General features: G+C 57.3%; 31 protein-coding genes and 1 pseudogene. 16 read left to right on the forward strand and 16 right to left on the reverse strand.

Annotated features, from left to right (window positions below; all coding sequences use genetic code 11):
- Positions 1-63 precede the first annotated feature (63 nt).
- The 5 genes and pseudogenes from C3F12_06085 (at position 64) to C3F12_06105 (ending at position 4,916) form a co-directional block, all read left to right on the forward strand.
- Positions 64-1,203: a hypothetical protein gene (locus C3F12_06085; protein ID PWB47531.1), complete on the forward strand. Its 1,140-nt coding sequence runs from the start codon at positions 64-66 to the stop codon at positions 1,201-1,203.
- 234 nt (positions 1,204-1,437) lie between these two features.
- Positions 1,438-2,577: pseudogene (locus C3F12_06090) on the forward strand (hypothetical protein).
- Between the two features lie 115 nt (positions 2,578-2,692).
- A complete protein-coding gene (locus C3F12_06095; protein PWB47532.1) occupies positions 2,693-3,331 on the forward strand; it encodes a hypothetical protein in 639 nt (212 codons plus the stop codon).
- Positions 3,328-4,188 (forward strand): hypothetical protein, encoded by an 861-nt coding sequence (locus C3F12_06100; protein PWB47533.1) that lies wholly within the window; start codon positions 3,328-3,330, stop codon positions 4,186-4,188. The genes C3F12_06095 and C3F12_06100 overlap by 4 nt, the downstream gene beginning before the upstream one ends.
- Entirely contained in the window at positions 4,188-4,916 is a 729-nt protein-coding gene (locus C3F12_06105) for a hypothetical protein (protein ID PWB47534.1), read from the forward strand. Before C3F12_06100 ends, C3F12_06105 begins: the two co-directional genes overlap by 1 nt.
- Before the next feature lie 61 nt (positions 4,917-4,977).
- Here C3F12_06105 and C3F12_06110 read toward each other — a convergent pair whose 3' ends face one another.
- Positions 4,978-5,142, reverse strand: coding sequence for a zinc ribbon domain-containing protein (locus tag C3F12_06110; protein PWB47535.1), 165 nt, complete (start codon positions 5,140-5,142; stop codon positions 4,978-4,980).
- A gap of 496 nt (positions 5,143-5,638) precedes the next feature.
- On the opposite strand from C3F12_06110, the gene C3F12_06115 reads away from it, so the two are divergent.
- From C3F12_06115 to C3F12_06140, 6 genes are all read left to right on the forward strand, one after another.
- Positions 5,639-5,878, forward strand: coding sequence for a MarR family transcriptional regulator (locus tag C3F12_06115; protein ID PWB47536.1), 240 nt, complete (start codon positions 5,639-5,641; stop codon positions 5,876-5,878).
- A 232-nt stretch (positions 5,879-6,110) separates the two neighbouring features.
- Positions 6,111-6,407: a plasmid maintenance system killer protein gene (locus C3F12_06120; protein PWB47537.1), complete on the forward strand. Its 297-nt coding sequence runs from the start codon at positions 6,111-6,113 to the stop codon at positions 6,405-6,407.
- 12 nt (positions 6,408-6,419) lie between these two features.
- A complete protein-coding gene (gene higA / locus C3F12_06125; GenBank protein ID PWB47538.1) occupies positions 6,420-7,592 on the forward strand; it encodes an addiction module antidote protein, HigA family in 1,173 nt (390 codons plus the stop codon).
- Between the two features lie 12 nt (positions 7,593-7,604).
- Positions 7,605-8,057: an osmotically inducible protein OsmC gene (locus C3F12_06130; protein ID PWB47539.1), complete on the forward strand. Its 453-nt coding sequence runs from the start codon at positions 7,605-7,607 to the stop codon at positions 8,055-8,057.
- Positions 8,058-8,105: 48 nt separating this feature from the next.
- A complete protein-coding gene (locus tag C3F12_06135) occupies positions 8,106-8,987 on the forward strand; it encodes a peroxidase (protein ID PWB47540.1) in 882 nt (293 codons plus the stop codon).
- Between the two features lie 42 nt (positions 8,988-9,029).
- Positions 9,030-9,938 carry a hypothetical protein gene (locus C3F12_06140; GenBank protein ID PWB47541.1) on the forward strand — a complete coding sequence of 303 codons (909 nt, stop codon included), beginning with the start codon at positions 9,030-9,032 and terminating at the stop codon, positions 9,936-9,938.
- A 4-nt stretch (positions 9,939-9,942) separates the two neighbouring features.
- On the opposite strand, the gene C3F12_06145 is transcribed toward C3F12_06140, so the two are convergent.
- The 4 genes from C3F12_06145 to C3F12_06160 form a co-directional block, all read right to left on the reverse strand.
- Entirely contained in the window at positions 9,943-10,260 is a 318-nt protein-coding gene (locus tag C3F12_06145; protein ID PWB47542.1) for a hypothetical protein, read from the reverse strand.
- Between the two features lie 224 nt (positions 10,261-10,484).
- Positions 10,485-10,754: a hypothetical protein gene (locus C3F12_06150; GenBank protein ID PWB47543.1), complete on the reverse strand. Its 270-nt coding sequence runs from the start codon at positions 10,752-10,754 to the stop codon at positions 10,485-10,487.
- Between the two features lie 34 nt (positions 10,755-10,788).
- Positions 10,789-10,995 (reverse strand): hypothetical protein, encoded by a 207-nt coding sequence (locus C3F12_06155; GenBank protein PWB47544.1) that lies wholly within the window; start codon positions 10,993-10,995, stop codon positions 10,789-10,791.
- Between the two features lie 287 nt (positions 10,996-11,282).
- Positions 11,283-13,211 (reverse strand): aconitate hydratase, encoded by a 1,929-nt coding sequence (locus tag C3F12_06160; protein ID PWB47545.1) that lies wholly within the window; start codon positions 13,209-13,211, stop codon positions 11,283-11,285.
- 135 nt (positions 13,212-13,346) lie between these two features.
- Between C3F12_06160 and C3F12_06165 the strand changes: the two genes are divergently transcribed.
- From C3F12_06165 to C3F12_06175, 3 genes are all read left to right on the forward strand, one after another.
- Positions 13,347-13,577 (forward strand): AbrB family transcriptional regulator, encoded by a 231-nt coding sequence (locus C3F12_06165; GenBank protein ID PWB47546.1) that lies wholly within the window; start codon positions 13,347-13,349, stop codon positions 13,575-13,577.
- A gap of 465 nt (positions 13,578-14,042) precedes the next feature.
- Positions 14,043-14,231: a hypothetical protein gene (locus C3F12_06170; GenBank protein ID PWB47547.1), complete on the forward strand. Its 189-nt coding sequence runs from the start codon at positions 14,043-14,045 to the stop codon at positions 14,229-14,231.
- Positions 14,232-14,238: 7 nt separating this feature from the next.
- Positions 14,239-14,634 carry a putative toxin-antitoxin system toxin component, PIN family gene (locus tag C3F12_06175; protein ID PWB47548.1) on the forward strand — a complete coding sequence of 132 codons (396 nt, stop codon included), beginning with the start codon at positions 14,239-14,241 and terminating at the stop codon, positions 14,632-14,634.
- A gap of 44 nt (positions 14,635-14,678) precedes the next feature.
- Here C3F12_06175 and C3F12_06180 read toward each other — a convergent pair whose 3' ends face one another.
- From C3F12_06180 to C3F12_06190, 3 genes are read right to left on the reverse strand one after another with little or no spacing between them, the layout of a single operon-like run.
- Positions 14,679-14,762 (reverse strand): hypothetical protein, encoded by an 84-nt coding sequence (locus tag C3F12_06180; protein PWB47616.1) that lies wholly within the window; start codon positions 14,760-14,762, stop codon positions 14,679-14,681.
- Between the two features lie 30 nt (positions 14,763-14,792).
- On the reverse strand, positions 14,793-15,059 hold the full coding sequence (locus C3F12_06185) for a hypothetical protein (protein ID PWB47549.1): 267 nt from the start codon (positions 15,057-15,059) through the stop codon (positions 14,793-14,795).
- A gap of 4 nt (positions 15,060-15,063) precedes the next feature.
- Positions 15,064-15,318, reverse strand: a complete 255-nt coding sequence (locus C3F12_06190; GenBank protein PWB47550.1) for a hypothetical protein — start codon at positions 15,316-15,318, stop codon at positions 15,064-15,066.
- Positions 15,319-15,698: 380 nt separating this feature from the next.
- Here C3F12_06190 and C3F12_06195 point away from each other — a divergent pair, with 380 nt between their 5' ends.
- Positions 15,699-17,897: a DNA methylase gene (locus tag C3F12_06195; protein PWB47617.1), complete on the forward strand. Its 2,199-nt coding sequence runs from the start codon at positions 15,699-15,701 to the stop codon at positions 17,895-17,897.
- Positions 17,881-18,909: a hypothetical protein gene (locus tag C3F12_06200; protein PWB47551.1), complete on the forward strand. Its 1,029-nt coding sequence runs from the start codon at positions 17,881-17,883 to the stop codon at positions 18,907-18,909. Before C3F12_06195 ends, C3F12_06200 begins: the two co-directional genes overlap by 17 nt.
- Positions 18,910-18,986: 77 nt before the next feature.
- Here C3F12_06200 and C3F12_06205 read toward each other — a convergent pair whose 3' ends face one another.
- The 8 genes from C3F12_06205 to C3F12_06240 form a co-directional block, all read right to left on the reverse strand.
- Positions 18,987-19,097 carry a hypothetical protein gene (locus tag C3F12_06205; GenBank protein ID PWB47618.1) on the reverse strand — a complete coding sequence of 37 codons (111 nt, stop codon included), beginning with the start codon at positions 19,095-19,097 and terminating at the stop codon, positions 18,987-18,989.
- Positions 19,098-19,100: 3 nt separating this feature from the next.
- The gene (locus C3F12_06210) at positions 19,101-19,367 is read right to left on the reverse strand and encodes a hypothetical protein (GenBank protein PWB47552.1); all 267 of its coding nucleotides are present in this window, start codon (positions 19,365-19,367) and stop codon (positions 19,101-19,103) included.
- A gap of 4 nt (positions 19,368-19,371) precedes the next feature.
- Complete coding sequence (locus C3F12_06215) at positions 19,372-19,626, reverse strand: hypothetical protein (GenBank protein PWB47619.1); 255 nt, start codon at positions 19,624-19,626, stop codon at positions 19,372-19,374.
- A 178-nt stretch (positions 19,627-19,804) separates the two neighbouring features.
- Positions 19,805-21,094, reverse strand: coding sequence for a hypothetical protein (locus tag C3F12_06220; GenBank protein PWB47553.1), 1,290 nt, complete (start codon positions 21,092-21,094; stop codon positions 19,805-19,807).
- A 373-nt stretch (positions 21,095-21,467) separates the two neighbouring features.
- Positions 21,468-21,752, reverse strand: coding sequence for a hypothetical protein (locus C3F12_06225; protein PWB47554.1), 285 nt, complete (start codon positions 21,750-21,752; stop codon positions 21,468-21,470).
- A gap of 78 nt (positions 21,753-21,830) precedes the next feature.
- Positions 21,831-22,487: a hypothetical protein gene (locus C3F12_06230; GenBank protein PWB47555.1), complete on the reverse strand. Its 657-nt coding sequence runs from the start codon at positions 22,485-22,487 to the stop codon at positions 21,831-21,833.
- A 354-nt stretch (positions 22,488-22,841) separates the two neighbouring features.
- Positions 22,842-22,925: a hypothetical protein gene (locus tag C3F12_06235; GenBank protein ID PWB47620.1), complete on the reverse strand. Its 84-nt coding sequence runs from the start codon at positions 22,923-22,925 to the stop codon at positions 22,842-22,844.
- A 244-nt stretch (positions 22,926-23,169) separates the two neighbouring features.
- The gene (locus C3F12_06240) at positions 23,170-23,580 is read right to left on the reverse strand and encodes a hypothetical protein (protein PWB47556.1); all 411 of its coding nucleotides are present in this window, start codon (positions 23,578-23,580) and stop codon (positions 23,170-23,172) included.
- Positions 23,581-23,586 lie beyond the last annotated feature (6 nt).

A 23,586-nucleotide genomic window follows, 5' to 3' on the forward strand; every position in this document is an offset into this window, starting at 1 on the left:
GGTTTAGAGAACGCTATTCGAATATCCTTTACCCTACACCCTATACCCTAAACCCTGTAAGCGATGGCTCACTCATACACACCGGGCTTACGCCTGGCGCCTCAGACCGTCATCCGAAAACGGCGGGTCCTGCCGATCGCGGGACGGGTGTTGGTTCGTGAGGGACAGGCCGTCACCGCAACCACGGTGATTGCGCAGACCGAACTACCGGGTAAGGTCCACGCGGTCAATGTCGTGAACTCGCTGGGGATCGTCCCGCAAGAGATCCGGCGCTACATGTTGAAACGGGAGGGTGAGACGGTCCAATCCGGCGAGCCGCTGGCCGAAAACCGGCCCTTTATCAAATGGATGAAGACCCAGGTTCCGTCCCCGATCACCGGAACCATCGAGACAGTATCCGAGGTCACCGGACAGGTCTTCCTCAGGGAGCCGCCGAAACCTCTGGCACTGACCGCCTATCTCGACGGCCATGTGGTTGAGACCTTTTCCGGGGAGGGGGCGACAGTCGAGACGGCATGCAGTCTGGTGCAGGGGATTTTCGGTATCGGCGGCGAGGCGGTGGGCACCATCGCCGTGGCTGTCGGCGATCGGGAAGACGAACTGACGTCGGATCGGATTACCGACGCCCACCGGGGGACGATCCTCGTAGGCGGCTCGCTGATCGGTCGTGACGCCTTTGCCAGGGCGAAGCAGGTGGGGGTGGCCGCTGTTGTTGTCGGCGGCATCCACGACCTCGACCTGAAGCTGCTCCTTGGCGGACGGGACCTGGGGGTCGCCATCACTGGAACTGAACAGGTCGGGCCTACGCTGATCATTACTGAAGGATTCGGACGGATCGCCATGGCCAAGCGCACCTTCGATCTTCTGGCCTCCAAGGCGGGGCGACGCGCCTGCTGCTCTGGGGCGACGCAGATCCGGGCCGGCGTCATCAGACCGGAGGTGATTGTTCCGCTCGGAGAGGAGGAGGCGGGAGGCGGGAGGCGGGAGGCGGGAGAGACCGGGGCCGAAGGCGGGCTGCGGGTCGGCGATCAGATCCGAATTATTCGGGAGCCATACTTCGGCCGGATTTGCCGCGTATCCGCGCTTCCGGCTGACCTCCGACTACTGGCTACAGAAAGTCAGGTCCGTGTCCTGGAGGCAGAGCTTGACGATGGCCGGCGCATCATCGTCCCCCGCGCCAACGTTGAACTGCTGGAGACGTAAGGGAAGCCAGTGTTGAGTGTCAAGTGAGTCAGTAAAACGAGATCGAATCGGGAATCGAGAACTCGGAACGTGCGACTCAGAAGTCCAGTGCTGTTAACGAGAGCCATTCTGGCCTTCCTGGCCATTTGGCTTTCCATTTTTGCGCCGTTATGGTTCGGTTGTCTTGAACCGGAGGCCTTCGCCGCCGATCCCACCACTCAACACTTACCACTGTCCACTGAATCTCTCGCTTCGTTCGAGGCCTTCGACATGCCCCGCGACGGCGGCGGCAGCATCGGGCTGTCGTGGCGGGCCGCTCCCTTCGACGGACCGGCCGTTCGCTATCAGGTATATTTGGCCGAACAGGCCAAAGGGCCGTTTGTGCGACTGACCGAGTTTCCAGCCGACACCCACCATAAGAGCGATGTGGATCGTCCATGGTGGAGCTGGGATCGAAGCAAGGCGTATCACTTCTACCAAGTGAAATCGACGCCGGATCGTCGCCTGGAGAACGACCGACCCTACTTCTTTAAGGTCGCGGTGACCGACGGGATCCAGACGATTGAGGGGCCGGTGCAATCGGCCGTCCCGGCGCCGAATCTCTTTAACCTGGACAAGGCGAACAACTTTCTGTTGATGCTCCTGTTTTCTGTCATTGTCCTGTTTGCGATCGCCCAGGCCAAGCGACATCCCGCGATCTTTCTCCGTCGGATTCCCGGCCTGGACGCGGTGGAGGAGGCGATCGGTCGGGCGACCGAGATGGGACGGCCGATCCTCTACCTGACCGGCTCCGACGAAATGTCGAGTCTTTCCACGATTGCGGCGACCGTCATCCTTGGACAGGTGGCAAAGAAGACGGCCGCCTACGACACCCAGCTCCAGGTGCCGCACCGTGACCCGATTGTCATGGCCATCTGCCAGGAGATCGTCAAGGAGTCGTATCTGGAGGTCGGCCGGCCTGATGCCTATCGTGATGACTCCAACTTCTTCATCACCAACGATCAGTTCAGCTACACCGCCGCGGTCAACGGGATCATGCTCCGGGACCGGCCTGCAGCCAACTTTTTCATGGGATTTTACTATGCCGAGGCGCTCCTGCTGGCCGAGACCGGGGCCGGGACCGGCGCGATCCAGATCGCCGGAACCGACGCCGACCTGCAACTGCCCTTCTTCATTACGACCTGCGACTACACCCTGATCGGTGAGGAGCTGTACGCCGCGAGCGCCTACCTGTCGCGTGAGCCGGTCCTGGTAGGGACCCTGCGGGGACAGGATATCGGGAAGGCGCTGCTCCTGCTTTCGATGGTGATCGGGACCGTTCTGGCGACCATTGGCGGGCTTGTCGGGACCCAGGCGTTCGTCCCGCTCCTGCAACTGTTCCGGGACTTTAAGTAACAGCGCATAGGGGATAGGGGATAGGGGATAGGGGAAAAGACGAGGGCATAGAGTATGTGAGGTGCACCCGAAACCCCAAACCCTATACCCCATACCCTGTCTTTGAGAGGCTTTGATGATTCTGTTCCTGCGGCGGACGTTTCCGCTGATTCTGACCTTCCTGTTCGGTGTGGCGGGCGCCCTCCAGTATTACATCCCTCACCCCGTCTCGGAGGCGGCGCTGACCGAGGTCTCGGTCTGGCTTCGGATCATCCTGGGGTTTGCCATGATCCTTGGGATCGCCAGCCTCTGCCACGTCCATTACGCCAAGATCCGGACACGGGTGGCAGGGTGGGGCTACAGCCTGGTGGTCTATCTCTCGATGGTGATGACGGTCGTTGTGGGGATATGGTCGAGGGGACAGGAGGAGGGGACCGGTTTCGGCTGGATCTATAGCTATGCCCTGCTGGCGCTGCAGGGGACGATGTTTTCGATGCTTGGTTTTTTTGTCGCCTCGGCCGCATTCCGCGCCTTTCGGGCCAGAAGCAAAGAGGCGGCCGTGTTGCTGGTGGCAGCGGTGGTGATGATGTTCGGTCGGGTGCCGTTGGGCGAGTATCTGATTCCCGCCGCGGGGCCGATAGCCGGCTGGCTCCTGAACGTCCTCAACACGGCGGCCAGACGGGGGATCATTATCGGGATCAGCCTGGGCGGGATCGCGACCTCGATCAAGATTATCTTCGGGATCGAACGGTCGTATCTGGGAGGCCGGGATTGAGGGATCTGGCCGCCAAACTGCTGCGGATGGACCGCCGGGTGATCTTCGTCCTGATCGCGCTGGCAACGCTGATCCCGCTCCTGCGTCCGATCGGCTTTCCGATACGAATCTCGCCGGAGGTTCAGCGGATCTACGATCACATCGAATCGCTTCCACCGCGATCGGTCTTCCTGCTGTCGCTGGACTTCGACCCGGCCTCCAAGCCGGAGCTCTATCCGATGGCGGTGGCGTTGCTCAATCACGCCTTCAGACGGGATCTGCGGGTTATCGGGATGACGCTCTGGGTGACCGGGACGGGGATGGCCGAAAAGGCGGTGAGCGGGATCGCCGGCGAGCACGGGAAGCAACGAGGCATCGACTACACCTTCCTCGGCTACTCGCCGGGCGGGACCAACGTCATCATCAATATGGGTCAGGACCTGGCGGCCACCTTTCCGACCGACCACTATGGCGAGCGAACGGCGGACCTTCCAGTGATGCGGGGGATTAATTCGCTCAGACAGGTTGACTACGTGGTGAGCCTGGCCGCCGGGACGCCCGGCGTCGAAAGCTGGTACGTGTACGGCAAGGAAAAGTACGGCTTCGAGCTGGGCGGCGGCGTGACGGCCGTCATTGCGCCTGGCCTCTACCCCTTCCTCGATACCGGGCAGATCAACGGTCTGATCGGCGGGTTGCGCGGGGCGGCCGAGTACGAAACGTTGGTCGGGCTGAATGGGAAGGCGGTGGCCGGAATGGATGCGCAATCGGCCACGCATTTTATCATCATCGGCCTCATTCTGCTGTGCAATCTCTTCTATTTCTTCGCGCCCCGTGCGGGACTCCGGCCCCCAGCGGGTACCCCCAGGGGAGACCGCTGATGCCCACGTCCGTTCTGATCGGCGTCTGGGTGGCGGCCGGTCTCACCCTCTGCATGTTCAGCTTCCTGTACAAGGACAATCCCTTCTTCCGGTTCGGGGAGCACCTCTACGTGGGCATCTCGATGGGGTACACCATCGTTCGGATCTACTACGACGTGATGGTTAAAAGCCTCTATACACCGGTTACGCAGGAAGGCAAATGGTGGTTCCTGATCGCCGCCGTCCTGGGGCTTCTGGTCTTGACCCGCTTCATCCCGAAGGTAAGCTGGCTCAGCCGGATCTCATTTGCCGTTATCGTCGGATTCGGTTCCGGCGTCGCCATCCCCCGCATCATCTCCTCCAACATCCTGCAACAGGTGCAGGGGACCCTGAAGCCGCTTCTGGGTAACGCCGGCCAGTCCCTTTTCGGCATGCCCCAGTTTAATGCATTGTTGATCCTGATCGGCGTCGTCAGCGTTCTGGTTTATTTCTTTTTTTCCATTGAACACAAAGGTCCGATCCATGGCATCGCAAGGATCGGCATCTATTTCCTCATGATCAACTTCGGCGCGGGCTTCGGCTATACCGTCATGGCGCGCATGTCGCTCCTCATCGGCCGGTTCGACGACCTGATCCTCTTCGGCTCACGCGAATACGGCTATGCCTCATTGGTGCTGTTCGGCGCAATCGCCTTCGGCCTCTTCATGTGGGAGCGCAGCCGCACGCGCACCGAGCCCCCACCTGAGTAGGTGTACGGTAGGGTCGCCAGACCCGTAGGGCCTAATGTGACGGGGTACCGGTAGTCTCGGCCTAGCTCTTGCGAGCCGTCTTGGCAAAGAATCCGGCCATCAATGGCTCAAGGTGTGTGCTGTTGCAGCCGGGACACTGTAGTCCACCCGCCTCCCGTTCCTTAAAGGTCAGGGTCAGCGAGAACTCCTTTCCGCAGTCCTGGCACTGGAATTCATAGACTGGCATGGCCCTCCTCCTCTCCAAGAGAATTCCGCCATCTCTTCACAGCCAACGTAGGTATCGACCCGGCAATTGTCAACCAGTGTCCTGAGTCAGAAGTCCGGTGAAGAAGGCGGCACTCCGCATGTCGTCATTCCCGCGAAGCTTGTCCCCGCAGGCTTTAAGCGGGGAGCGGAAATCCAGAACCCTCGGTAGTTCCTGGATTCCGGCTCACGCCCGCGATGCGGGCTTGGCCGGAATGACGGCCGCAAATATGCATCGAACTTCAGAAACAGGATACTGGAGGGTACGAATACCGTCATCGATCCTCCGATCATGTGACCTTGAAGCGCCGGGCCTCATCGGGTATAGTGGTGGCCGCCCCTCGGCTTGCAACTGTTTGCTTCGACGTGAGAGCGATGCGCGATGAGTGACCCCGTATGCTGACCGAAGCCATTACTGCCACTGAACTCGACGCGCTGCTCCCGCCATCCTCGACCGCGCATTCAAGGGAGAATTGTGAGTGACCAGCGACTTCACGCCACGGCATGGACCGTTTCTCGCCTTCATTTACTACTACACCAAGGTAAACAGGCAGCCGCCCGCCGAGGCTGATATGCAGCGGTACTTCCGAGTTACACCCCCTTCAGTGCATCAGATGGTCGTGACACTGGAGAAGCGAGGATACATCGCTCGGGTACTAGGGCAGAGACGTTCAATACGTCTCCTGGTTCCACGTGACAAATTGCCGGACTTGGAATGACAGGCAGTGATCGGTGTTAGTAATTTATCATTCAGTCACTAAGTGACTAAATAGCTCTTGACATCATACTAAAAGTCTCCTATTTTAGAATAGTGTTCCATAAGTCTCTTTACATATTGTCATTCCAGGCTTGACCTCGGGATTCAGGTTTTCGACGCTGGATGCCCGCTTTCGCGGGAATGAGGGCTTTTGAATGAATGTAACGAAGCGTTAGACACACTACACTACCGAAGTGGAAATACGATTCCGCGACAAGCAACTTGATCGACTCGAAACCGACCCAAAATTTGACGGCGGCTTCTCCGGGGCAATCGTCAGGAAGTTCCGTCAGAGAATGCAGGAGATTCGAGCCGCCCCCGATGAAAGGGTATTCTACCAATTGCGATCCATGCGGTTCGAGAAGTTGAAAGGCGACCGACAATATCAGCATTCCATGCGACTGAATGATCAGTGGCGTTTGATTCTGGAGTTTGAGGGGACTTCGCCAAATAAAGTTGCCGTAGTGGTTGGAATCGAGGATTACCACTAACGGGAGAGGGCGATGGCTGAAAAGATGACAACATATAGGGTACCTGCTGAAGTGTTTCCTCCCGGCGAACTGATTCGAGAGGAACTAGAGGCGCGTGGATGGACTCAAACGGATCTGGCGGAAATTCTTGGGCGACCCCTAAAGCTCGTCAGCGACATCATTCTCGGCAAGAGAACCATCACTCCTGAAACAGCCAAGGGCCTCGGAGACGCCTTCGGTGTTGATCCTCAGTTTTTTCTCAATCTTGAAAGCGCCTATCAGTTATGGCAAGTGGGGAAAACCCAAACACGCGGCCAAGACGTGTCAAGACGTGCCCGTCTCTATGAGAAGGTACCAATCCGAGAGCTGCTCCGACGTCACTGGATTGAGCGAACGGAAAACATAGATGTTCTTGAACAGCGTGTGCTGAATTTCTACGGGATCAAGAATATCACGGACGAACCAAAAATTTGGCCCTTTGCGGCCAGAACCTCGGCGCCAGAACTGACCTTGGCGCACTGGGCATGGTTAGCTCGCGCAAGACATATTGCTCGGGCGTTGACGGCTGCGCAATTCAGCGAGTCCAGTCTTCCGGGTGTAATTGAGGAGTTGAAAACGCTTCTCCATACTCCAGAAGACGTTCGACATGTTCCCAAGATGCTCGCGGAGGCAGGAATCCGGCTCGTGCTCATTGAGCACCTACCTTCTACGAAGATCGATGGCGCATGTTTTTGGTTGGACCTAGATCCGAGAGCCCCGGTGATTGTGTTGTCGCTACGCTATGATCGAATAGATTACTTTTGGCACACCTTATTTCACGAACTCGGTCACTTGCGAGAAAAGCATGGCCTGAAAAAAGCACATCACCCTTTTGACGTTGATATCTTCGGCGAGACTGCTCCATCTTTGGAGCAGAGACCCGCGGCCGAAAGGAAAGTCAATGACTTTGCGGCCGACACATTGGTCCCCACAGCAGAGTTAAATAACTGGATTGCGCGTGTGGGGCCGCTCTACTCCAAAGAGGCGATTCGGGGTTTTGCGGGGAGACTGAACATTCATCCTGGTATCGTGGTCGGCCAGTTGCAACATCGACATATTATCGATTGGCGGCATCACCGAGAGATGTTGGCGCACGTTCGTCAATTCCTGGTACATGCAGCACTGACTGATGGGTGGGGGCAGGTCGTTCCGCTGGCTGTTGGATAGAAGGAGAGCAGCATGTCAGAGCATAGCGCAACCGTGACGTGGCGGCGGACATCCGCCAGTTTCGATTACGAGGCGTATAACCGCGATCACGCCTGGTCGTTCGACGGTGGCGTGCAGGTGCGCGCTTCTGCGGCCCCCACTTATCATGGCGATACGGACTGTGTCGATCCTGAAGAGGCGTTGGTTGCGGCGATCTCCGGCTGCCACATGCTGACCTTTCTGGCGATTGCATCACGCAAGCGGCTGGTCGTCGATGCGTACGAGGATCACGCGACGGGGTTTCTAGAGAAGAACGCGAGCGGCAAACTGGCCGTGACAAGGGTTATTCTTCGCCCGCTTGTCCAGTTTGGTGGTACGATGACCCCCTCGCACGACGATGTCGTCAGGCTCCACGAGCAGGCGCATGACGGCTGCATCATCGCCAATTCAGTACTGACGACCGTGACGGTCGAGCCGGTCGATTGACGAAAAGCGACTGCAGCTACGCATTGACCCCTACAGACGGAGGTTGCCATGGATAATGTCCAATCCGGAATCCTGGAACCGACCCCTCCGGTCGCCAGGTATCTCACCTTTTCTCTGACCGATGAGGACGAGGCTCGAAGGAGTTTGCGATTGCTCAGCAACATCGCGGACGGTCGACAGACCGTGGTCGGTCTTGGTCAGTCGCTCGTGCGCACGCTCGGAGCGACGATACCCGGTCTTTGTACCGCGCCAAGTTATGCAGGCAGCGGGTATGAGGTGCCTTCGACGCCCTATGCGTTGTGGTGTTGGCTGAGGGGAGACGACAGGGGTGAATTGGTGCACCGAACCAGGCGCATTCATGAGGTGCTGGCGCCCGCATTTCGCCTGGAGCAGGTCATTGATGCCTTCACCTATGGGGAAGGTCGCGATCTAACCGGCTATGAAGACGGCACGGAGAACCCGAAAGGCGAGCGCGCGTCGGAGGTTGCCTTTGTCCAGGGACAGGACGAAGGACTGAATGGGTCGACGTGTGTCGCAGTCCAGCAATGGGTTCATGATCTCGATCGCTTTGAAGCCAAGTCCATCCAGGAGCAGGATCACACGATCGGACGCCGACGGAGTGACAACGAGGAGATCGGAGACGCGCCGCCGTCCGCGCACATCAAACGAACGGCGCAGGAGAGCTTCGATCCAGAGGCGTTCGTCTTAAGGCGCTCGATGCCGTGGACCGACGGCTGCCGCGCGGGGTTGGTCTTTGTGGCCTTCGGCGCATCCTTCGACCCCTTCGACGCCCTCCTGCGGCGGATGGTCGGCGCGGAGGACGGGATCGTGGACGCCTTGTTCTCGTTCACCCGTCCGATATCCGGCGCATTTTTCTGGTGCCCGGGCATGTACGAGGGGCGATTGGACCTGCGGCTGCTTAGCGTATAAGGCGTCCCGGAAAAGCCTTACGGCATCCGGCCTGAAGGGGCAATGAAGAATATCGGCGAGCACGTACGGATCGGCACCTCGGGCTGGTCGTATCCACGAGGACCTGGGCGCTGGAACGGAATTTTTTATCCGGCGAAGTCTAAGAATGAGCTGGAACTGTACAGCCAGGTCTTCAACGCCGTAGAGGTCAACTCGACCTTTTATCGGTTGCTCGATCCCGAGACGGCGAGGGCGTGGGTGGCGATCACACCGAAGGATTTCGAGTTCGCGATCAAGGTCTGGCAGAAGTTCACCCATCCGGGTATGTTCAAGAAGGCGACCGGCGCCGAGCCGGAGGTCTCGCAGGCGGACTACGACGACTTTAAGCGGGGGATCCATCCGATTGCCGAGGAGTGCAAGCTCGCTTGCCTGCTGATCCAGTTCTCCGAATGGTTTGCCTGCACGCCTCAGCATCAGGATACGCTTTCGAGCCTTCTGCGACAGTTTCGAGACTATCCCATGGCGGTTGAACTGCGTCACGCCTCGTGGGACGAGCGTAGCGAGGAGACCAAGGCGCTGCTGGCTGCATTTGATGCGAGCTGGGCGTACATCGACATGCCGCAGTTCAAGGAGACGATCAGGCTGGAACTGGAGCCACAGCGGTTGCTCTACCTACGCTTTCACGGTCGGAACCGTGAAAAGTGGCGGCAGCATGAGATTGCTGAAGAGCGCTACGACTACCTGTACTCGGAAGCGGAACTACAGCCGTTTGCAGAGAAGGTTCGAGAGATTGCCGCGGCCGGCGAGAGCAAGATCGTGATCTTCTTCAATAACCACGTGCGCGGCCAAGCCCCGGCGAATGCCCTGATGATGGCGCGTCAGATCGGACTGCCGCCCACCGCGACAGTGCGGGCGGAGTTGGCCAAGGCGTTTCCCGCGATCACCGACGCCGTCAAGGCGATTACTGCCTGAACGCCTACCAAGGTAGATTCGGGATCTTGTGGATGGTCGAGTTGGAAACCGCGAAGGCGTGGATCTGCGGCTCGCCGTCGATGACCCCCTCGAGCGCTTGCAGCACCTGGGGATAGGTCTCGCGATGATACGCCTCCGCGCTGTCGGCTCCGTCCCAGAGGCTGATGGCGATCGCCTCATTCCGTTCGCCCGAGACGAACGAGAGGGCATCACAAAACCCTTCCTGGGATCTCAGGATCGGGAGGATCTCGCTCTGCAATGTTCGGGAAAATGCGACGGAGCTTCCAGGGCGAAGTTTGACGCAGACCTTTCTTGCAAACATCTACTCCTCCAAATAAACAATGAATACGTAAAGGGATTCCAGGTGACCTGAACGATGAGGGCAACCGCGGAACTCCCGGTGGCAGGATTCCAGTCAACGGATTGTATGTAAGACGATGGTGCCTGTCAACCAAAATCCCCCAACCCTGTCAGGTCGGGGGATTTGAATAAAACGTTAGGATCGCTTTGCCGATCTGATCGGCTACCCGGCGTTTTCAGCGTCGATCAGGGACAGTTCTGCGCAGGTCGAAGCTTCGCCTTAATATGATCCCCGGCTTTGTAATCCTGAAGTGTTTCCCTTGACGCCTGGAACTCATGAGTCGTTCCATCGGTTTCACGCACGGTTAATCTGCCCTGTTCCAGGTCAACCTTCACTACCTGGCCTTCCACTTTCTCCTTCTTAACTCGCTTGTCGCAGTCGGTCGATGGGCCCTCCCCCAGCGCGGTACCGCCCCACATCACGACCCCAAGAGCTAATCCTGCCATAAGGCGCATTCGGGTCTTCATGATTAAGCCTCGATTCTCTATTCTACTTCGTTATGTCGTAAACGGCGCCTGCAGCCGCGCCTACGCCAGTACCGATGAGCGCGCCCTTGCCGGCCCCATAACCCGTGCCGGCGCCGATTGCGGCCCCGGCTCCCGCGCCAACTGCAGCGCCTTTAACCGTACTGCAAGCCACCGTCGTCAGAGCAAATACCAGTAGCCCCATAGCTGCGATCATCTTCCGTATCTTCATAGTCCGCATCCTTTCAAATCAGATGACGACCATCCAACTTCGTGCTTTGGTCCTCGGTGGCCGGCATCCAGCACTGACACGTCGCCTGTCACTGTATTGCTTCAGGCTAAATATCCTGCGATTCTTTGTCAAGACAAATGTACAGCCCCTATTGGGGTGTGCGCCCGCGCCGCGGGCGTCTAGTGTTTTCAACCAGGTCCTCCCTTACGGAAGACAATGAAGTACGTGAGCAGTCCAACGAGTATGAGTCCGCCGATCTGCCACAGCAGATTTTCCATGTTGTACTCCTAGGCTGTTGTCTTGATGGTGTAGTTGAGCATCCCGCCGGCGAGGACGATCTCTATCTCCCGAGGGGTGAGATCGTGCCTCACCACAACGTCGGTCCCCTTGGTGACATTCTTCACGATAATCTGCTGTCCGCCTCGGATCTGCTGCGTGAGCTGCTCGATCCGCAGGGCATTCCCTTGATCGACTGCGTCATACGCGCTGTCGTCCGCAAAGATCAGCGGCAGGATTCCGAAGTTGATCAGATTGGCCCGGTGTATGCGGGCGAACGACTTGACGATGGCCCCTTTTAGGCCAAGGTACATCGGCGCCAGGGCGGCGTGCTCCCGGCTGGAGCCTTGGCCGTAGTTGCTGCCGCCGACCACAAAGCCGCCGTCCTTCTCTTTGGCCCGCGTGGCAAACTCCGGATCGACCCGACTGAAGGCATACTCTGAGATGGCCGGGATGTTGCTGCGGAGCGGCAGGATCTTGGAGCCGGCCGGCAGGATATGATCGGTGGTGATGTTGTCGCCCATCTTCAGGAGGACCTCCCCCTCGATGGTGGACGGCAGTTCACCTCGGATGGGGACCGGTTTGATGTTGGGGCCCCGTATAATCTCGACCTGTTCCGGGTAGGGCGAGGGCGGGACGATCAGGTTGTCATCAAGGATAAACTGCTCCGGCAGGCTGATCGACACCGGCTGACCGATGCGTCGCGGGTGAACGATTTCGCCGGCCAGGGCGGAGGCCGCGCAGACCTCCGGGCTGGACAGATAGACCTTGTCGTTTGGCGCGCCGCTCCTGCCCTCGAAGTTCCGGTTGAAGCTTCGCAGCGACGCGGTCCCGCTGGCCGGCGTCTGGCCCATCCCGATGCACGGGCCGCAGGCCGATTCCAGGATCCGCCCACCCGCCGCGATCAGATCGGCCAGGGCCCCATTGGCAGCGATCATGGTGTAGACCTGTTTGGAGCCGGGCGTGACCGTAAAGCTGATGTCCGGGTGGACGGTTTTGCCCTTCAGCATTGTCGCGACGGTCATCAGGTCGCGGAACGAGGAGTTGGTGCAGCTTCCCACGCAGACCTGCGAGATCTTGGTTCCCTCAACCTCCGAGACCGGGCAGACTTCGTCGGGGCTCGACGGCCGGGCAACCATCGGCTCCAGCCGATCCAGGTCGATCTCCAGTATCTCATCGTAGACGGCATCGGGATCGGGAGCTGCGGGTACCCAGCTACCTTCACGACCCTGCGCCGCAAGATAGCGGCGGGTCTGCTCGTCACTGGGAAAGATAGAGGTTGTTGCGCCCAGCTCGGCCCCCATGTTGGTGATGGTAGCCCGCTCCGGCACGGTCAGGTCGGCGACACCCTCCCCGCCGTACTCCAGGATCTTCCCTACGCCCCCTTTCACGGTGAGCCGCCGCAACACCTCCAGGATGATGTCCTTAGCCGCGACCCAGGGGCCTAACCGACCGTTCAGTCTGACCAGCGTTACCTTCGGCATCGGGAGGTAGAAGGGGCCGCCCCCCATGGCCACAGCGACGTCCAGACCGCCCGCTCCGATGGCGATCATCCCGACGCCGCCGCAGGTCGGGGTATGGCTGTCGGAACCGAGCAGGGTCTGACCCGGCGCGCTGAACCGCTCCAGGTGGACCTGGTGGCAGATGCCGTTCCCTGGCCGCGAAAAGTAAATGCCGTATCTTGCGGCGACGCTCTGCAGGAATCGATGGTCGTCGGCGTTCTCGAAGCCGGTCTGTAGCATGTTGTGGTCGACATAGCTGACCGACAGCTTCGTCTTGACCCTCGGGATGCCCATCGCCTCGAACTGCAGATAGGCCATCGTCCCGGTCGCATCCTGCGTCAGGGTCTGGTCGATCCGGATCGCGACCTCTGTGCCCGGAATCAGCTCCCCGGCGATCCGGTGGGCCTCAAAAATCTTCTGGACAAGATTTTGCCTCATCGTTCATCCTCTCAAAAGTATCCTAGTGAAAAGCGACAACCTCGTCAACGTAAAAAGGGTCAGGAATGGCGACGACTTGTCCCGGATGTATATGAGTTGCTTGACATATCGTGTAAGAATTCCTACCTTAAACGTATGAAAACTATTGTGTCGGAAAAAGGGCAGGTAACCATCCCGAAACCGCTGCGGGACCGCTTGGGCATCCGGCCGGGCCAGGTACTGGAATTGTGGGAGGAAAAGGGGCGTCTCACAGCCGTGAAGGTGAGTTTGGAGGATCCGGTTTCGAGTGTCTACGGGATCCTCAAGTTAGACCGGTCAACGGATGATCTGATGCGGACCCTGCGTGGTCCGGCCGACCCACAGTGATCACAGTGGTCGATACCAACGTCCTCCTCCTCGACCCGACTAAGTCATAGGGCAAGTGCGTGTTTTTGGGCGGTTCGTTGTGCGATTCTTAAGCGGTCCACTTTCTGGTCTTAGCCGAGCCCGCGTCAGCGAATCTGTACCTCCTTACGGCCATTAGTGTTACTTGCAATAATACCCGCAACGTCATTCCCGCAGTCCTTAAGCGGGAATCCATTGATTTGACTGGATACCGGCTTTCGCCGGTGTGACGATTTGTACGCGCTAACTTTCGCAACTAAGTACTAGCTGCGTCCCTGCTCCCACTCCTCTTGACAGGGGGCGCAGCGCTGGGCGAAGGGTAGGGCCTGCAGGCGCGACCGCGGGTGGCCGCAGGGTCGCTGCCATGCGCTGCTTTTCGTGAATCGCGGCTGACTTTAGAACTTATTTGGGATACAATGCACCTCAATGTAGAAGGAGGTGTCGGTTATGGCTGTGAGCGGAACTAAAAAGATCAATCCCGATGACTTTATCCTTGCTGTCCTATCTCCTGAAGATAGGCTTGATGCGGCCTTCAAGATTGCAGAGGAAGCATTCAAGAACACCAAGCTGACGATGAAGGACATTGACAACGCCGTAAGGTCGGTAAGGAGAAAGGCTTACGAAAAGAAGAGATAGGGTCGTCATCGATACTGCCGTCCTTATCTCGGCCTTCGCCTTCGGCGGTGCTCCTGCTAAGGCGGTAAGAAAGGCGTTCAGAACAGCAGATATTTACGTCTCGCCGGCACTTCTTCAAGAATATCGGGAGACGCCGGTCAAGCTCGAAGAGCAGAGGAAGATCACTCACCCGCAGATGCAAGCGCTCATTGCGGGCATTGCTGCCGTTGTATCCCATGCCAAGATCGTCTATCCCACGGAAAGATTCTCGCTCTGCCGAGACCCCGAAGATGACATGATCCTTGAATGTTGTCATGCCGCACTGGCCACGCTATTGATTACCGGGGACAAGGACCTGCTCGACATCGCCGACTTGCCTTTCGCGCTTCGGCCAATGACGCCGCAGGAATTCATCGAGAATTGAGACCCGCACATTGGTGGAGCCGTGTTATCAGGTACGTCTCCGCCTTATTGCGTGTCCGCTTCCCACTCCCCCTGGCAGGGGGCGCAGTGTTGGGCGAAAGGGAGGGCCTGCAGGCGAGGTAGCAGGATCTCCTCGCCGCAGCCGAGCCATCGGCTCGGTTACACCTTAGCGGGTTGGACGTGTACGCTTGCCCGATAGCCAAGGCGACCCAGCATCTCGACAGCGTCCTCCCAGGTTAGACCAAATGCCGTCACATCTGCAAGGCCGAGCCTGGCGACCACATCGCGAATGACCTCGATATCTGCCTCGTCGAACTCGCCTTCATTGAAGGCATCATGGGCCCAGGATACGACCTGCCCCAGCCTCTTTTTTCCCTCGAGGTAGGCTGCAAGTTGCTCTGCCACTGTGTCCTTGGTAATCAGCATCTTCCTATCCCTCTAACCGCTCATGGCCGGCATCCACAGGGTACTTGACATGTTGCTCGACAAGCACGCCTCGCTCATTATAAATCTCTTGCCAGAAACGCGTCGTATTTTCTTCGGCGTCAACTTCTTTGAAATATCGAGCGGTCCAGCCTTGACGGCCTACCACTTCGTACCAGTAGCGGCGTCCACCGTCTGGGAGCTCTTTCCAGGCGCCAAACTTCTGCTCATTCGATCTCCGTTTCCGTTCGTCTAGCGCCATGAGAGCCGCCCGGAAGTCAAACTCTGCTGGTGCGATTGAAGATTCCTCATATCTACTCGGGTTATTCTAGACTGATCGAACAGCTCTCGTCTAGGAATTTTGGATCGCCCTGTCCAACCAGAATCAATGCGGCGCGCACCGGCGGCGTACGTATGGGCACAAAAACTGCGACACCCAGCAAAATTCCTTCCGCCCTCACTTTATCAACTCACTCTCATTGACAAATGGAACCCTTTAGAATAGCTTGTCCCCATTAACTTATGTTTCCCTACAACACCAAAGGAACTGCACCCCACGAAACTATGATCAGACAGATGCAGATAGAAAGAAATAAGCTTCCCGTTAGATCCACGACTAACCCAACGACTCTTGGTAAAGGGATCGAGCGCCAATTCGATGTGCCATTTGTGGCGGAGTTGGCCTTACGGGAGAAGCAGATCCAGCAAAACTATAGGCCGATCATTGCCGTACACAAGTGGTTTGCTCGACGGCCTGGGACATTGTTCCGGGCGCTTCTTTTGTCAGAGTTCGTCGAAGGATCGGTGCAGGAAACGTTTTTCCGATCGCATGACCTAGCGGGAGTCCGGATTGCCGACCCTTTCATGGGGGGTGGCACGCCCCTCCTGGAAGCGAACCGTATCGGATGTGATGTTATTGGCTACGACATCAACCCGATGGCGTACTGGATTGTCCGGCAAGAAATCGAGCATCTCGATTTAGACGCCTATCGGGCGGCTGCCTCTAAATTGGCCCGTTGGCTCGAAAGAAAGGTCGGCCATCTTTACCGAACAAGGTGTTCGATCTGCAATATGCCCGAAGCGCATGTGAAGTACTTTCTGTGGGTCAAGACACATCCTTGTTCAGGGTGCGGCAAAGAATTTGACCTATTCCCTGGCTTCCTCCTGGCGGAAAACCGCCGGCACCCAAAGAATGTCGTGATCTGCTCTGCGTGTGGTGACTTCAATGAGGTGAACGACAAACATGCTCTTGGTGATTGCCGGCAGTGTAAGAACACTTTGACTCTCGAAGGACCGGCGAGTCGTAACCGCTGCCAGTGCCCTGATTGCGGCAAGTTAAATTTGTACCCTCAAGCTAAGACAGGCCCTCCGAAGCATCGGATGGTTGCTATTGAATACCACTGTGCACGCTGCAGGCCACGCCACCACGGGCGATTTTTCAAGAAGCCCGATTCCAAAGACTTGACGACGTACGCCGAAGCCGCAGCGGGTTGGCGGAGGATGCGAGCGATCTATGTCCCCGACGACGAGATACCGTCCGGAGACGAAACCGATCGGCTTCATCGCTGGGGCTACAGACATTACCGGGAAATGTTTAATGAACGGCAGTTGCTCGGACTTGAACTGATCTGTCGCGCGATTGCCAAGCAACCTGATGACCGGATGAGGCATGCCCTCGCGACAAATCTCTCGGACTTACTCCGGTATCAAAACATGCTATGCCGTTATGATACCTATGCCTTGAAATCCTTAGACATCTTCTCCGTCCATGGATTTCCGGTAGGCTTGGTGGAATGCGAGTCGAACCTACTTGGAATTATGAACGAGAAGACGGGGCTGAATATCGGAAGTGGCGGATGGTCCAACATCGTTGAAAAATTCGACAGGGCCAAACAGTACTGTGAGAAACCGTTCGAGGTCGCGTATGAAGGTGGGCGCAAGATTCAGATTCCGATGCGGGAGGAATGGATCGGGGATGAGCGTCCAGGGCACCGCGTCCGTCAAGTCATGTTATGTTGTGGCAGCTCAACGCAGGTGAAATATCCTCCCGCGTCGTTTGACGCCGTATTCACTGATCCCCCTTACTTCGCCAATGTCCAATACGCTGAGTTGATGGACTTTTGCTACGTGTGGCTGCGTCGGCTAGTGGGGGCAGAGGAGAAGGCGTTTGAGCATCAGACAACCCGAAGTGACGATGAACTGACCGGCAACGTCACGATGGAACGAGGCACAGTCCATTTCACAGAAGGCATGTCATCCGTGTTCTCCGCGATGGCAGAAGCCCTCAAGCCTGGCGCGCCTCTCGTCTTCACGTACCACCACAATACCATCGAAGCCTATTACCCGTTGGCAGTTGCCATCCTCGATGCAGGGCTTGTATGCTCAGCCTCGCTTCCTTGTCCTGCCGAAATGAGCGCGTCGATCCACATTAATGGCACTGGATCTTCCATCATTGATACCGTATTTGTGTGCCGTTCGACAGGTCGTGTGCCGCGTCGGATAATCGTCTCAACCATCCAGGGGGTAGCTGGTCTGGTAAAAGAGGATTTGGAACAGCTTCGGGTAGGTGGGCTAAAGCCGACGCATGGAGATGGTCGGTGCATTGCTCATGGTCACCTGATCCGGCTGGCCATTTGGCATCTCCGAAGCGGTTGGGTCAAGGATAATCCAGTCGAGGGCAAGATGCGCCGGGTTGCCAGTGCTGTTGAATCTCTGGGGGGCGCCTTGCGTATCGAAAAATACCTGCCCAAGGACCTGACCCGGTTGGCGGGACGGACAAGCGCGATGATTCGTGAGACTGAAGCGACCTACGGGCCCACCACCGATGAAATATCCTTTTGAGGCTTCGTATCAGGAGATCGAGGCCGACCCGGACGCTTTTGTCCCGGCTATCTTCTCATGCCTTGAGTCAGAGTTTCTGGTACTCCCGAAAGGTGATGGGTTCGTTGACTATCCGCTCTTCGAACAGGCTTACGAAGCGCTGAAGCAGGCGACAGGAGGATTCAACAACCTCACGGGCGAAGTGGTGCTGTCCGCCGTCAAACGGACGCCACTCGCGCTGATCGTTCTCCGCACCATCCTCGGCTTTACCCCACCGGAATGGGCCTATGTGGCGACGCAGCAAACCGGTGTCGAGGTGACGCAAGGCTTCGCTCGTGCGCTCGATCGAAAGGTTCGTATGTCGCCATTATCCCCGATCCGATTCAGTGCCGAGACCACCCAAAGATTGGAAGCGCTCATAAACACGGTTTGCGAACTGCTCAACGCTCCAGTCCCCGAAACCAACGCGGATAAGATTCACCGTTTAGACAAGGCCGATACGCGGGAAGGCGGATCTGCGATCCGTCACTTGGCAGGCATAGGGGTACCATACGCCATGCTGCTCTACGAACGATTTCTCGGGCGACCTTTCGCCGGACACCGAGATTCCGTATCTGAACTCGTGGGCGACATCCTTGAAGCGGCAATCGAGAACATTCTGTCAGCGGCAGGCATCAGCTATCGGAAGACCAAACGGGCTGAGAAGATCCCCGGCTTTGATCAGACTCCTGACTTCATCGTACCCGATGAATTCAACCCACAGGTTATCATTGAGGCAAAGATCACCGAGGACGATGGTACGGCTCGCGATAAGGTCACGCGAGTTCAGCATCTTGGGTCGCTGAGTATGGCTGGACGGCCAAAGGACTCACCGAAATACGAGGTTATTGCCTGCATTGCCGGACGCGGCTTCGGTGTTCGGCGGGAAGATATGCGAAAGCTACTGCTCGCCACGCGAGGAAAGGTTTTTACCCTCAAGACACTGGATGCGCTGGTGCCTCACACGCGACTCAGAGAATTTAGAACGAGATGAAAGGAGCGTCGGGTAGCGGCTCGGAGATCTGAGCTGTGCGGCGGCAACCAAGCTGTTTCATCGGATGCGCTCCCACCTCATCGTTTGTCTGCCTCCCACTCGTCCTGGCAGGGGGCGCAACGCTGGGCGAAGGGGAGCGCCTGCAAGCGTGGCAGCGATATCTCCTCGCCACAACAGAGCCATCGGATCGGCTACACCTTAGCGGGCTGGACATGTACGCTTGCCCGATAGCCGAGGCGACCCAGCATCTCGACGGCGTCCTCCCAGGTCAGACCAAAGGCCGTCACATCCGCGAGGCCGAGCCGAGCGACCACATCGCGAATGACCTCAAGGTCTGCCGCGTCGAACTCGCCTTCGTTGAAGGCATCATGCGCCCATGATACGATCTCCACCAGCGCCTTTTTTCCCTCAAGGTACGCCGCAAGCTGCTCCGCTACTGTGTCCCTGGTAATCAGCATCTTCTTATTCCTCTACCCGTTCATGGCCGGCATCCACAGGATACTTGATATGTTGCTCGACAAGCACGCCTCGCTCATTGTAAATCTCTTGCCAGAGACGCGTCGTATTTTCTTCGGCGTCAACTTCTTTGAAATATCGAGCGGTCCAGCCTTGACGGCCTGCCACTTCGTACCAGTAACGGCGTCCACCGTCTGAAAGCTCTTTCCAGGCGCCAAACTTCCGCTCGTTCGATCTCCGTTTCCGTTCGTCTACCGCCATGAGAGCCGCCTGGAAGTCAAACTCCGCCGGCACCGTTGAAAATTCTCGATATCTGTTCAGGTTATTCTAGGCTGATCGAACAGCTCTCGTCTAGGAATTTTGGGCCGCCCTGTCTAACCCGTACCAATGCTGCGTACGCCGGCGTCGATGATATCCCATTCCCATTCTGGATGTACCCTTACAGGCCGCCACACAGGTGCGGGTTGAGCTCTTGGCTGGCATACTGCTTACGTTTGACCCAGACGAACCCGTCTCCTTTGGAGATGACGGCTACGTCGATGGGACCTCCGACCGTCTCCATGTCCAGCGAGAACCGCCGTTTGAACGATGTCAGGCTAACCGTGGCCTCCGCCATGACGGCTAAGTCGTGTTTCGGCAACGCCGCAACGGCATGCATGACGGGGGCGTAGCACGTGGCACGATATTCCTCGAGCCGCTCATTCAGTTGGTTCAGCAGCTCATTGCCGATACGCTCCCACTGCTTCCCCAAGGTCCGGGTCCCGTGCCCCCGAAGCGGTTTGACCGTGGCAAGCAGTCGTCGCCGGTAGTTCGCCAGCAACTCTTTGTGGCGGATTTCTAGTTCCTTCTGGTAGTCAGGATCGACGCCGTTCATAAACAGGGCCACCATCTCATCCTGTGCAAATGGCCGTATACACCCATCAGTCTCAAATGAGATCTGCAACCGTGCATTTTGCGCGTACTTGAGACGTTTGTTGACGGTAGCCTCGACCTGAAACTCCAAAAGCGATGGAAATGGCTCGATTTCCCCAAATCCCGCCACAACGACACCGGATGTTAAGTCAGGGTGAAAGCTTTCCTTAGAAAACATATACGAGGTGATTTTCTGAAGTCGTTCACGGGACACACGACTGAGCGGCAGGTCCTCGAAGATGTCTTCTATGGCCTCGTCGAAGATCGCGGCGTGGCGTTCAGCAACGCTTTGTCCGTGGTCCGGTGGCACGCCTTGCAACGGTGGGGCCGCCTTCCACCGCTGGTAATTAGGGAGGATCGCTCGATCTACAATGTCGCTGATCATACGCTTGTTCAACTTTATACCGGATTCCGAGGCTGATTCCATCAGGCCGTCGACTTCTGTCCGAATATGCTCAACGAAGATTGTTTGTGCCGCCCTGCGTACATGCGCCTCCTCCTGAGCCTCCGTGAACAGCGGATTCTGATCTTCGAGAAAGCGGATAAAATGGGTAGCGTAATCCTCCAGCCTGGCAAAGGACTGTTGACCTAGATTACCCCGATAAACCTTAATGATCGTTTCCCACGGGACTCCCATAAACTCGGCATTACCCGAAATCATGATTCCCACCGAATGGTCCTTGGGGAGGCTGAAGAGCTTCTCAACGGTCTGGTAGACCTTAGCGGCGCCACCGGCCTTAGCGGCGCCCAGCGTGACCGCACTGTCCGTTGCAAGAGCGATCGCGCTTTTGTTCATGATGGCGATTTGTGCGGTCATGGAATCCCTCCGCAGTCGGTCTTCTTACTATATGGTAAAAGTCACTGGTTGAAATCCAGCACTACCTTGGATGAATCCTGAATCGCCGCCCCAAATTGTTTCGCCTGTTCTTGCGCCAGTATCTCTGAGGCACCGTCTGCAGCACCGTGAATTGTGGTACGACCCGTGAGTGATCGCGATTCCAACCGTTACCGTTTTGAAATAATCCCCTATCCTGCGTCCAAGAGTTCCTGGCGTTCCCTATACTCACCCAGCGGAGATGGCGATCGGCCCTCGCACTGGCTTTCACGACCTCTTCGAGAACGTTCTGGGAGGCGTGGAAAAGCCATAACGCCTCGGGCATTCAGGCCTCCGACAGCCCTCCTCATTGTTCCTACTCTTCGAGGTAAGTATCGCGCAAGGTCCCGAGTTTAGTCCCTCCGTGCACCTCCTGTCCATCCCCATCGTAGACTGCAACGTGGAAGCCGGAGTAGTTGGGTAGGAACCGCTGTTCCTTCCAAGCTGCAACCGTCATGTCATTCTTCGCGCAACGCTCGAACGGATATGCGGGCAGACCATTTCGGTCGCCCCGAATATCCCGCCCATCCTCCCGGAGGATTGCCACGTCGAATCCCTCCAGGTCCCAGATCTGTTTCTCGACTGTCTTGACTTTTACCATTCTCGCCTCCTGATCGTTGTCGGATGCTAGGCGTCAGATGCTGCCAGCAGTACGCCGCACGCCATGGTTTAGACTGTATTAGCGAAGTGGTTCATAGTTGCCTACGTACTTTGTAACATCCAACGGCTCGTCCCCAGTAACGAGTAGTAAGAATCGGTCCGCATCCTTTTTGACGTTGAATTTCACCTCGCCGTGGCTCCTGCTGAGGACACGCCATACCTCGCGCAAATGCCAAACAGGCAGCACAATATCATAGAGCTTCCCCTTGAGAGACTTGCATAAAAGCACTGCGACTTCTCCTGACTCATCACGAAGACCAAGAAACCACCGGTTTTCTGAAATAGAAAGTTCATTCGCGAACGCCACTGCTACGGACCGTCCCCGCGCCGTCTGATACCGCTTGCCGCGCCCACGTAACGAGACGCCATGCGTTCGAAGTCCCGCTACCCATTCGTCGCGCGCCGTTGCGGCAGCCGCCTTGCGTGAGGTGGTATGAGTTTGGATAGAATAGATCGGTTTGTGAGAGATCGTTGACGTAGATAATGGATCATTGAGGGTGCTCTTAACCGCCTCGATACGACGATTGAGTGTGGTAAATTCCCCTTCGAGGGCCTCGCATTCCTTGGCAAGGCTGCTAAGCGCAGCAACTGCGGCAACGTCACGATTCGAGACGGCAGCGGAAATCCGATCGAGCAAAAGGGATTCAATATGCTTCAGTTCTGTCTGCAGGTCCATTTTGGCTCCCTTGAGTTTATCAGTATAGTATAAGTATAGTGATTATTACTTTACTGTCAAGGGGTTTAATCGACATAATCGAGGTTAATAGGCGCGATGGATTCATCTCACACTATGTTCATCTGAGCCTGAATGGAGCAGGCGACATCAGACGTTGGCGCCCATCGTTGAGTGCATTGCAGTCAGTAGAAATCTGGGGCTGATTCTGGAGATATGCGAAGAACGCAGCCTCGGTCTTAGAGAAGGGCCTCAAGCAGGACCCGTCGACCCCGAAGGTGTATTTGAGTTTCTTGATGCGATTCTCGCTCTTCCGGACTCAGTTGGTACAATCGTTTCATCGAAGACGTCCTCACGTCATCGTTTGTCGGCCTCCCACTCCTCTTGGCGGGGGGCGCAGCGCTGGGCGAAGGGGAGCGCCTGCAGACGGGGCAGCGGGATATCCTCACCGCATCCGAGCCATCGGCTCGGTCATACCTTGGCGGGCTGGACGTGTACGCTTGCCCGATAGCCAAGGCGAGCCAGCATCTATCAGCGTGTCAAGAAATCTCCACGGCCGATGTTCAGATGAGCTGGACCATCGCCGAGGCAAAGCTTGTCAGGTCGTCCAGATTTCGCTGGATGACGTCATGCACTCGTGCCTGATTCTCAGAGCACTGTGCACGAATGAGATCGGGATTCAGGGTCATGTGCCGAAGGCCTCTTTTGCGGCATGGTGAAGCAGGGGGGCGATGTCGAAATAGCGCCGCATGGTGTCCTCCATGAGGTCGGTGCGGAGGTCGTCGTTGCGACAGAACAGGCACTCGCCCCGCAGAACGTGGAAGCGGAAGGAGATCGGCGCCGGATTCAGGATGCGCACATCGACCGGCAGCTTGATCTTGCCGCTCAGGCGTTGCGAAAGATTGGCGGCGACATCCGTATTGATGGTGCTGCCGGAGAGATAGACGCCAATGTCCACGTTGTGAAATGCTTCAGAGTCGACAAATGAGCCGTAGACATAGGCGAAGAGCACGCCGGGATACTGGGAGAGTGCGGCGGCGAGCTGATCACGGATCTGGATGCGCTCCTCCGGACTCAGTCGGTAAAGCCGTTTCATTAGATG

The sequence above is a fragment of the Candidatus Methylomirabilota bacterium genome, assembly GCA_003104975.1.
Classification (GTDB): Bacteria; Methylomirabilota; Methylomirabilia; order Methylomirabilales; family Methylomirabilaceae; genus Methylomirabilis.

Bases quoted from the DNA above. Each gene is read 5' to 3' on its own strand.
- C3F12_06165 (PWB47546.1), top strand. From the start codon at position 13,347: ATGAAAACTATTGTGTCGGAAAAAGGGCAGGTAACCATCCCGAAACCG.
- C3F12_06230 (PWB47555.1), bottom strand. From the start codon at position 22,487: ATGGACCTGCAGACAGAACTGAAGCATATTGAATCCCTTTTGCTCGAT.
- C3F12_06220 (PWB47553.1), bottom strand. From the start codon at position 21,094: ATGACCGCACAAATCGCCATCATGAACAAAAGCGCGATCGCTCTTGCA.
- C3F12_06200 (PWB47551.1), top strand. From the start codon at position 17,881: ATGAAATATCCTTTTGAGGCTTCGTATCAGGAGATCGAGGCCGACCCG.
- C3F12_06085 (PWB47531.1), top strand. From the start codon at position 64: ATGGCTCACTCATACACACCGGGCTTACGCCTGGCGCCTCAGACCGTC.
- C3F12_06155 (PWB47544.1), bottom strand. From the start codon at position 10,995: ATGAAGATACGGAAGATGATCGCAGCTATGGGGCTACTGGTATTTGCT.
- C3F12_06170 (PWB47547.1), top strand. From the start codon at position 14,043: ATGGCTGTGAGCGGAACTAAAAAGATCAATCCCGATGACTTTATCCTT.
- C3F12_06130 (PWB47539.1), top strand. From the start codon at position 7,605: ATGTCAGAGCATAGCGCAACCGTGACGTGGCGGCGGACATCCGCCAGT.
- C3F12_06210 (PWB47552.1), bottom strand. From the start codon at position 19,367: ATGCTGATTACCAGGGACACAGTAGCGGAGCAGCTTGCGGCGTACCTT.
- C3F12_06185 (PWB47549.1), bottom strand. From the start codon at position 15,059: ATGCTGATTACCAAGGACACAGTGGCAGAGCAACTTGCAGCCTACCTC.
- C3F12_06215 (PWB47619.1), bottom strand. From the start codon at position 19,626: ATGGCGGTAGACGAACGGAAACGGAGATCGAACGAGCGGAAGTTTGGC.
- C3F12_06150 (PWB47543.1), bottom strand. From the start codon at position 10,754: ATGCGCCTTATGGCAGGATTAGCTCTTGGGGTCGTGATGTGGGGCGGT.
- C3F12_06160 (PWB47545.1), bottom strand. From the start codon at position 13,211: ATGAGGCAAAATCTTGTCCAGAAGATTTTTGAGGCCCACCGGATCGCC.
- C3F12_06095 (PWB47532.1), top strand. From the start codon at position 2,693: ATGATTCTGTTCCTGCGGCGGACGTTTCCGCTGATTCTGACCTTCCTG.
- C3F12_06110 (PWB47535.1), bottom strand. From the start codon at position 5,142: ATGCCAGTCTATGAATTCCAGTGCCAGGACTGCGGAAAGGAGTTCTCG.
- C3F12_06225 (PWB47554.1), bottom strand. From the start codon at position 21,752: ATGGTAAAAGTCAAGACAGTCGAGAAACAGATCTGGGACCTGGAGGGA.
- C3F12_06140 (PWB47541.1), top strand. From the start codon at position 9,030: ATGAAGAATATCGGCGAGCACGTACGGATCGGCACCTCGGGCTGGTCG.
- C3F12_06105 (PWB47534.1), top strand. From the start codon at position 4,188: ATGCCCACGTCCGTTCTGATCGGCGTCTGGGTGGCGGCCGGTCTCACC.
- higA (PWB47538.1), top strand. From the start codon at position 6,420: ATGGCTGAAAAGATGACAACATATAGGGTACCTGCTGAAGTGTTTCCT.
- C3F12_06135 (PWB47540.1), top strand. From the start codon at position 8,106: ATGGATAATGTCCAATCCGGAATCCTGGAACCGACCCCTCCGGTCGCC.
- C3F12_06240 (PWB47556.1), bottom strand. From the start codon at position 23,580: ATGAAACGGCTTTACCGACTGAGTCCGGAGGAGCGCATCCAGATCCGT.
- C3F12_06145 (PWB47542.1), bottom strand. From the start codon at position 10,260: ATGTTTGCAAGAAAGGTCTGCGTCAAACTTCGCCCTGGAAGCTCCGTC.
- C3F12_06190 (PWB47550.1), bottom strand. From the start codon at position 15,318: ATGGCGCTAGACGAACGGAAACGGAGATCGAATGAGCAGAAGTTTGGC.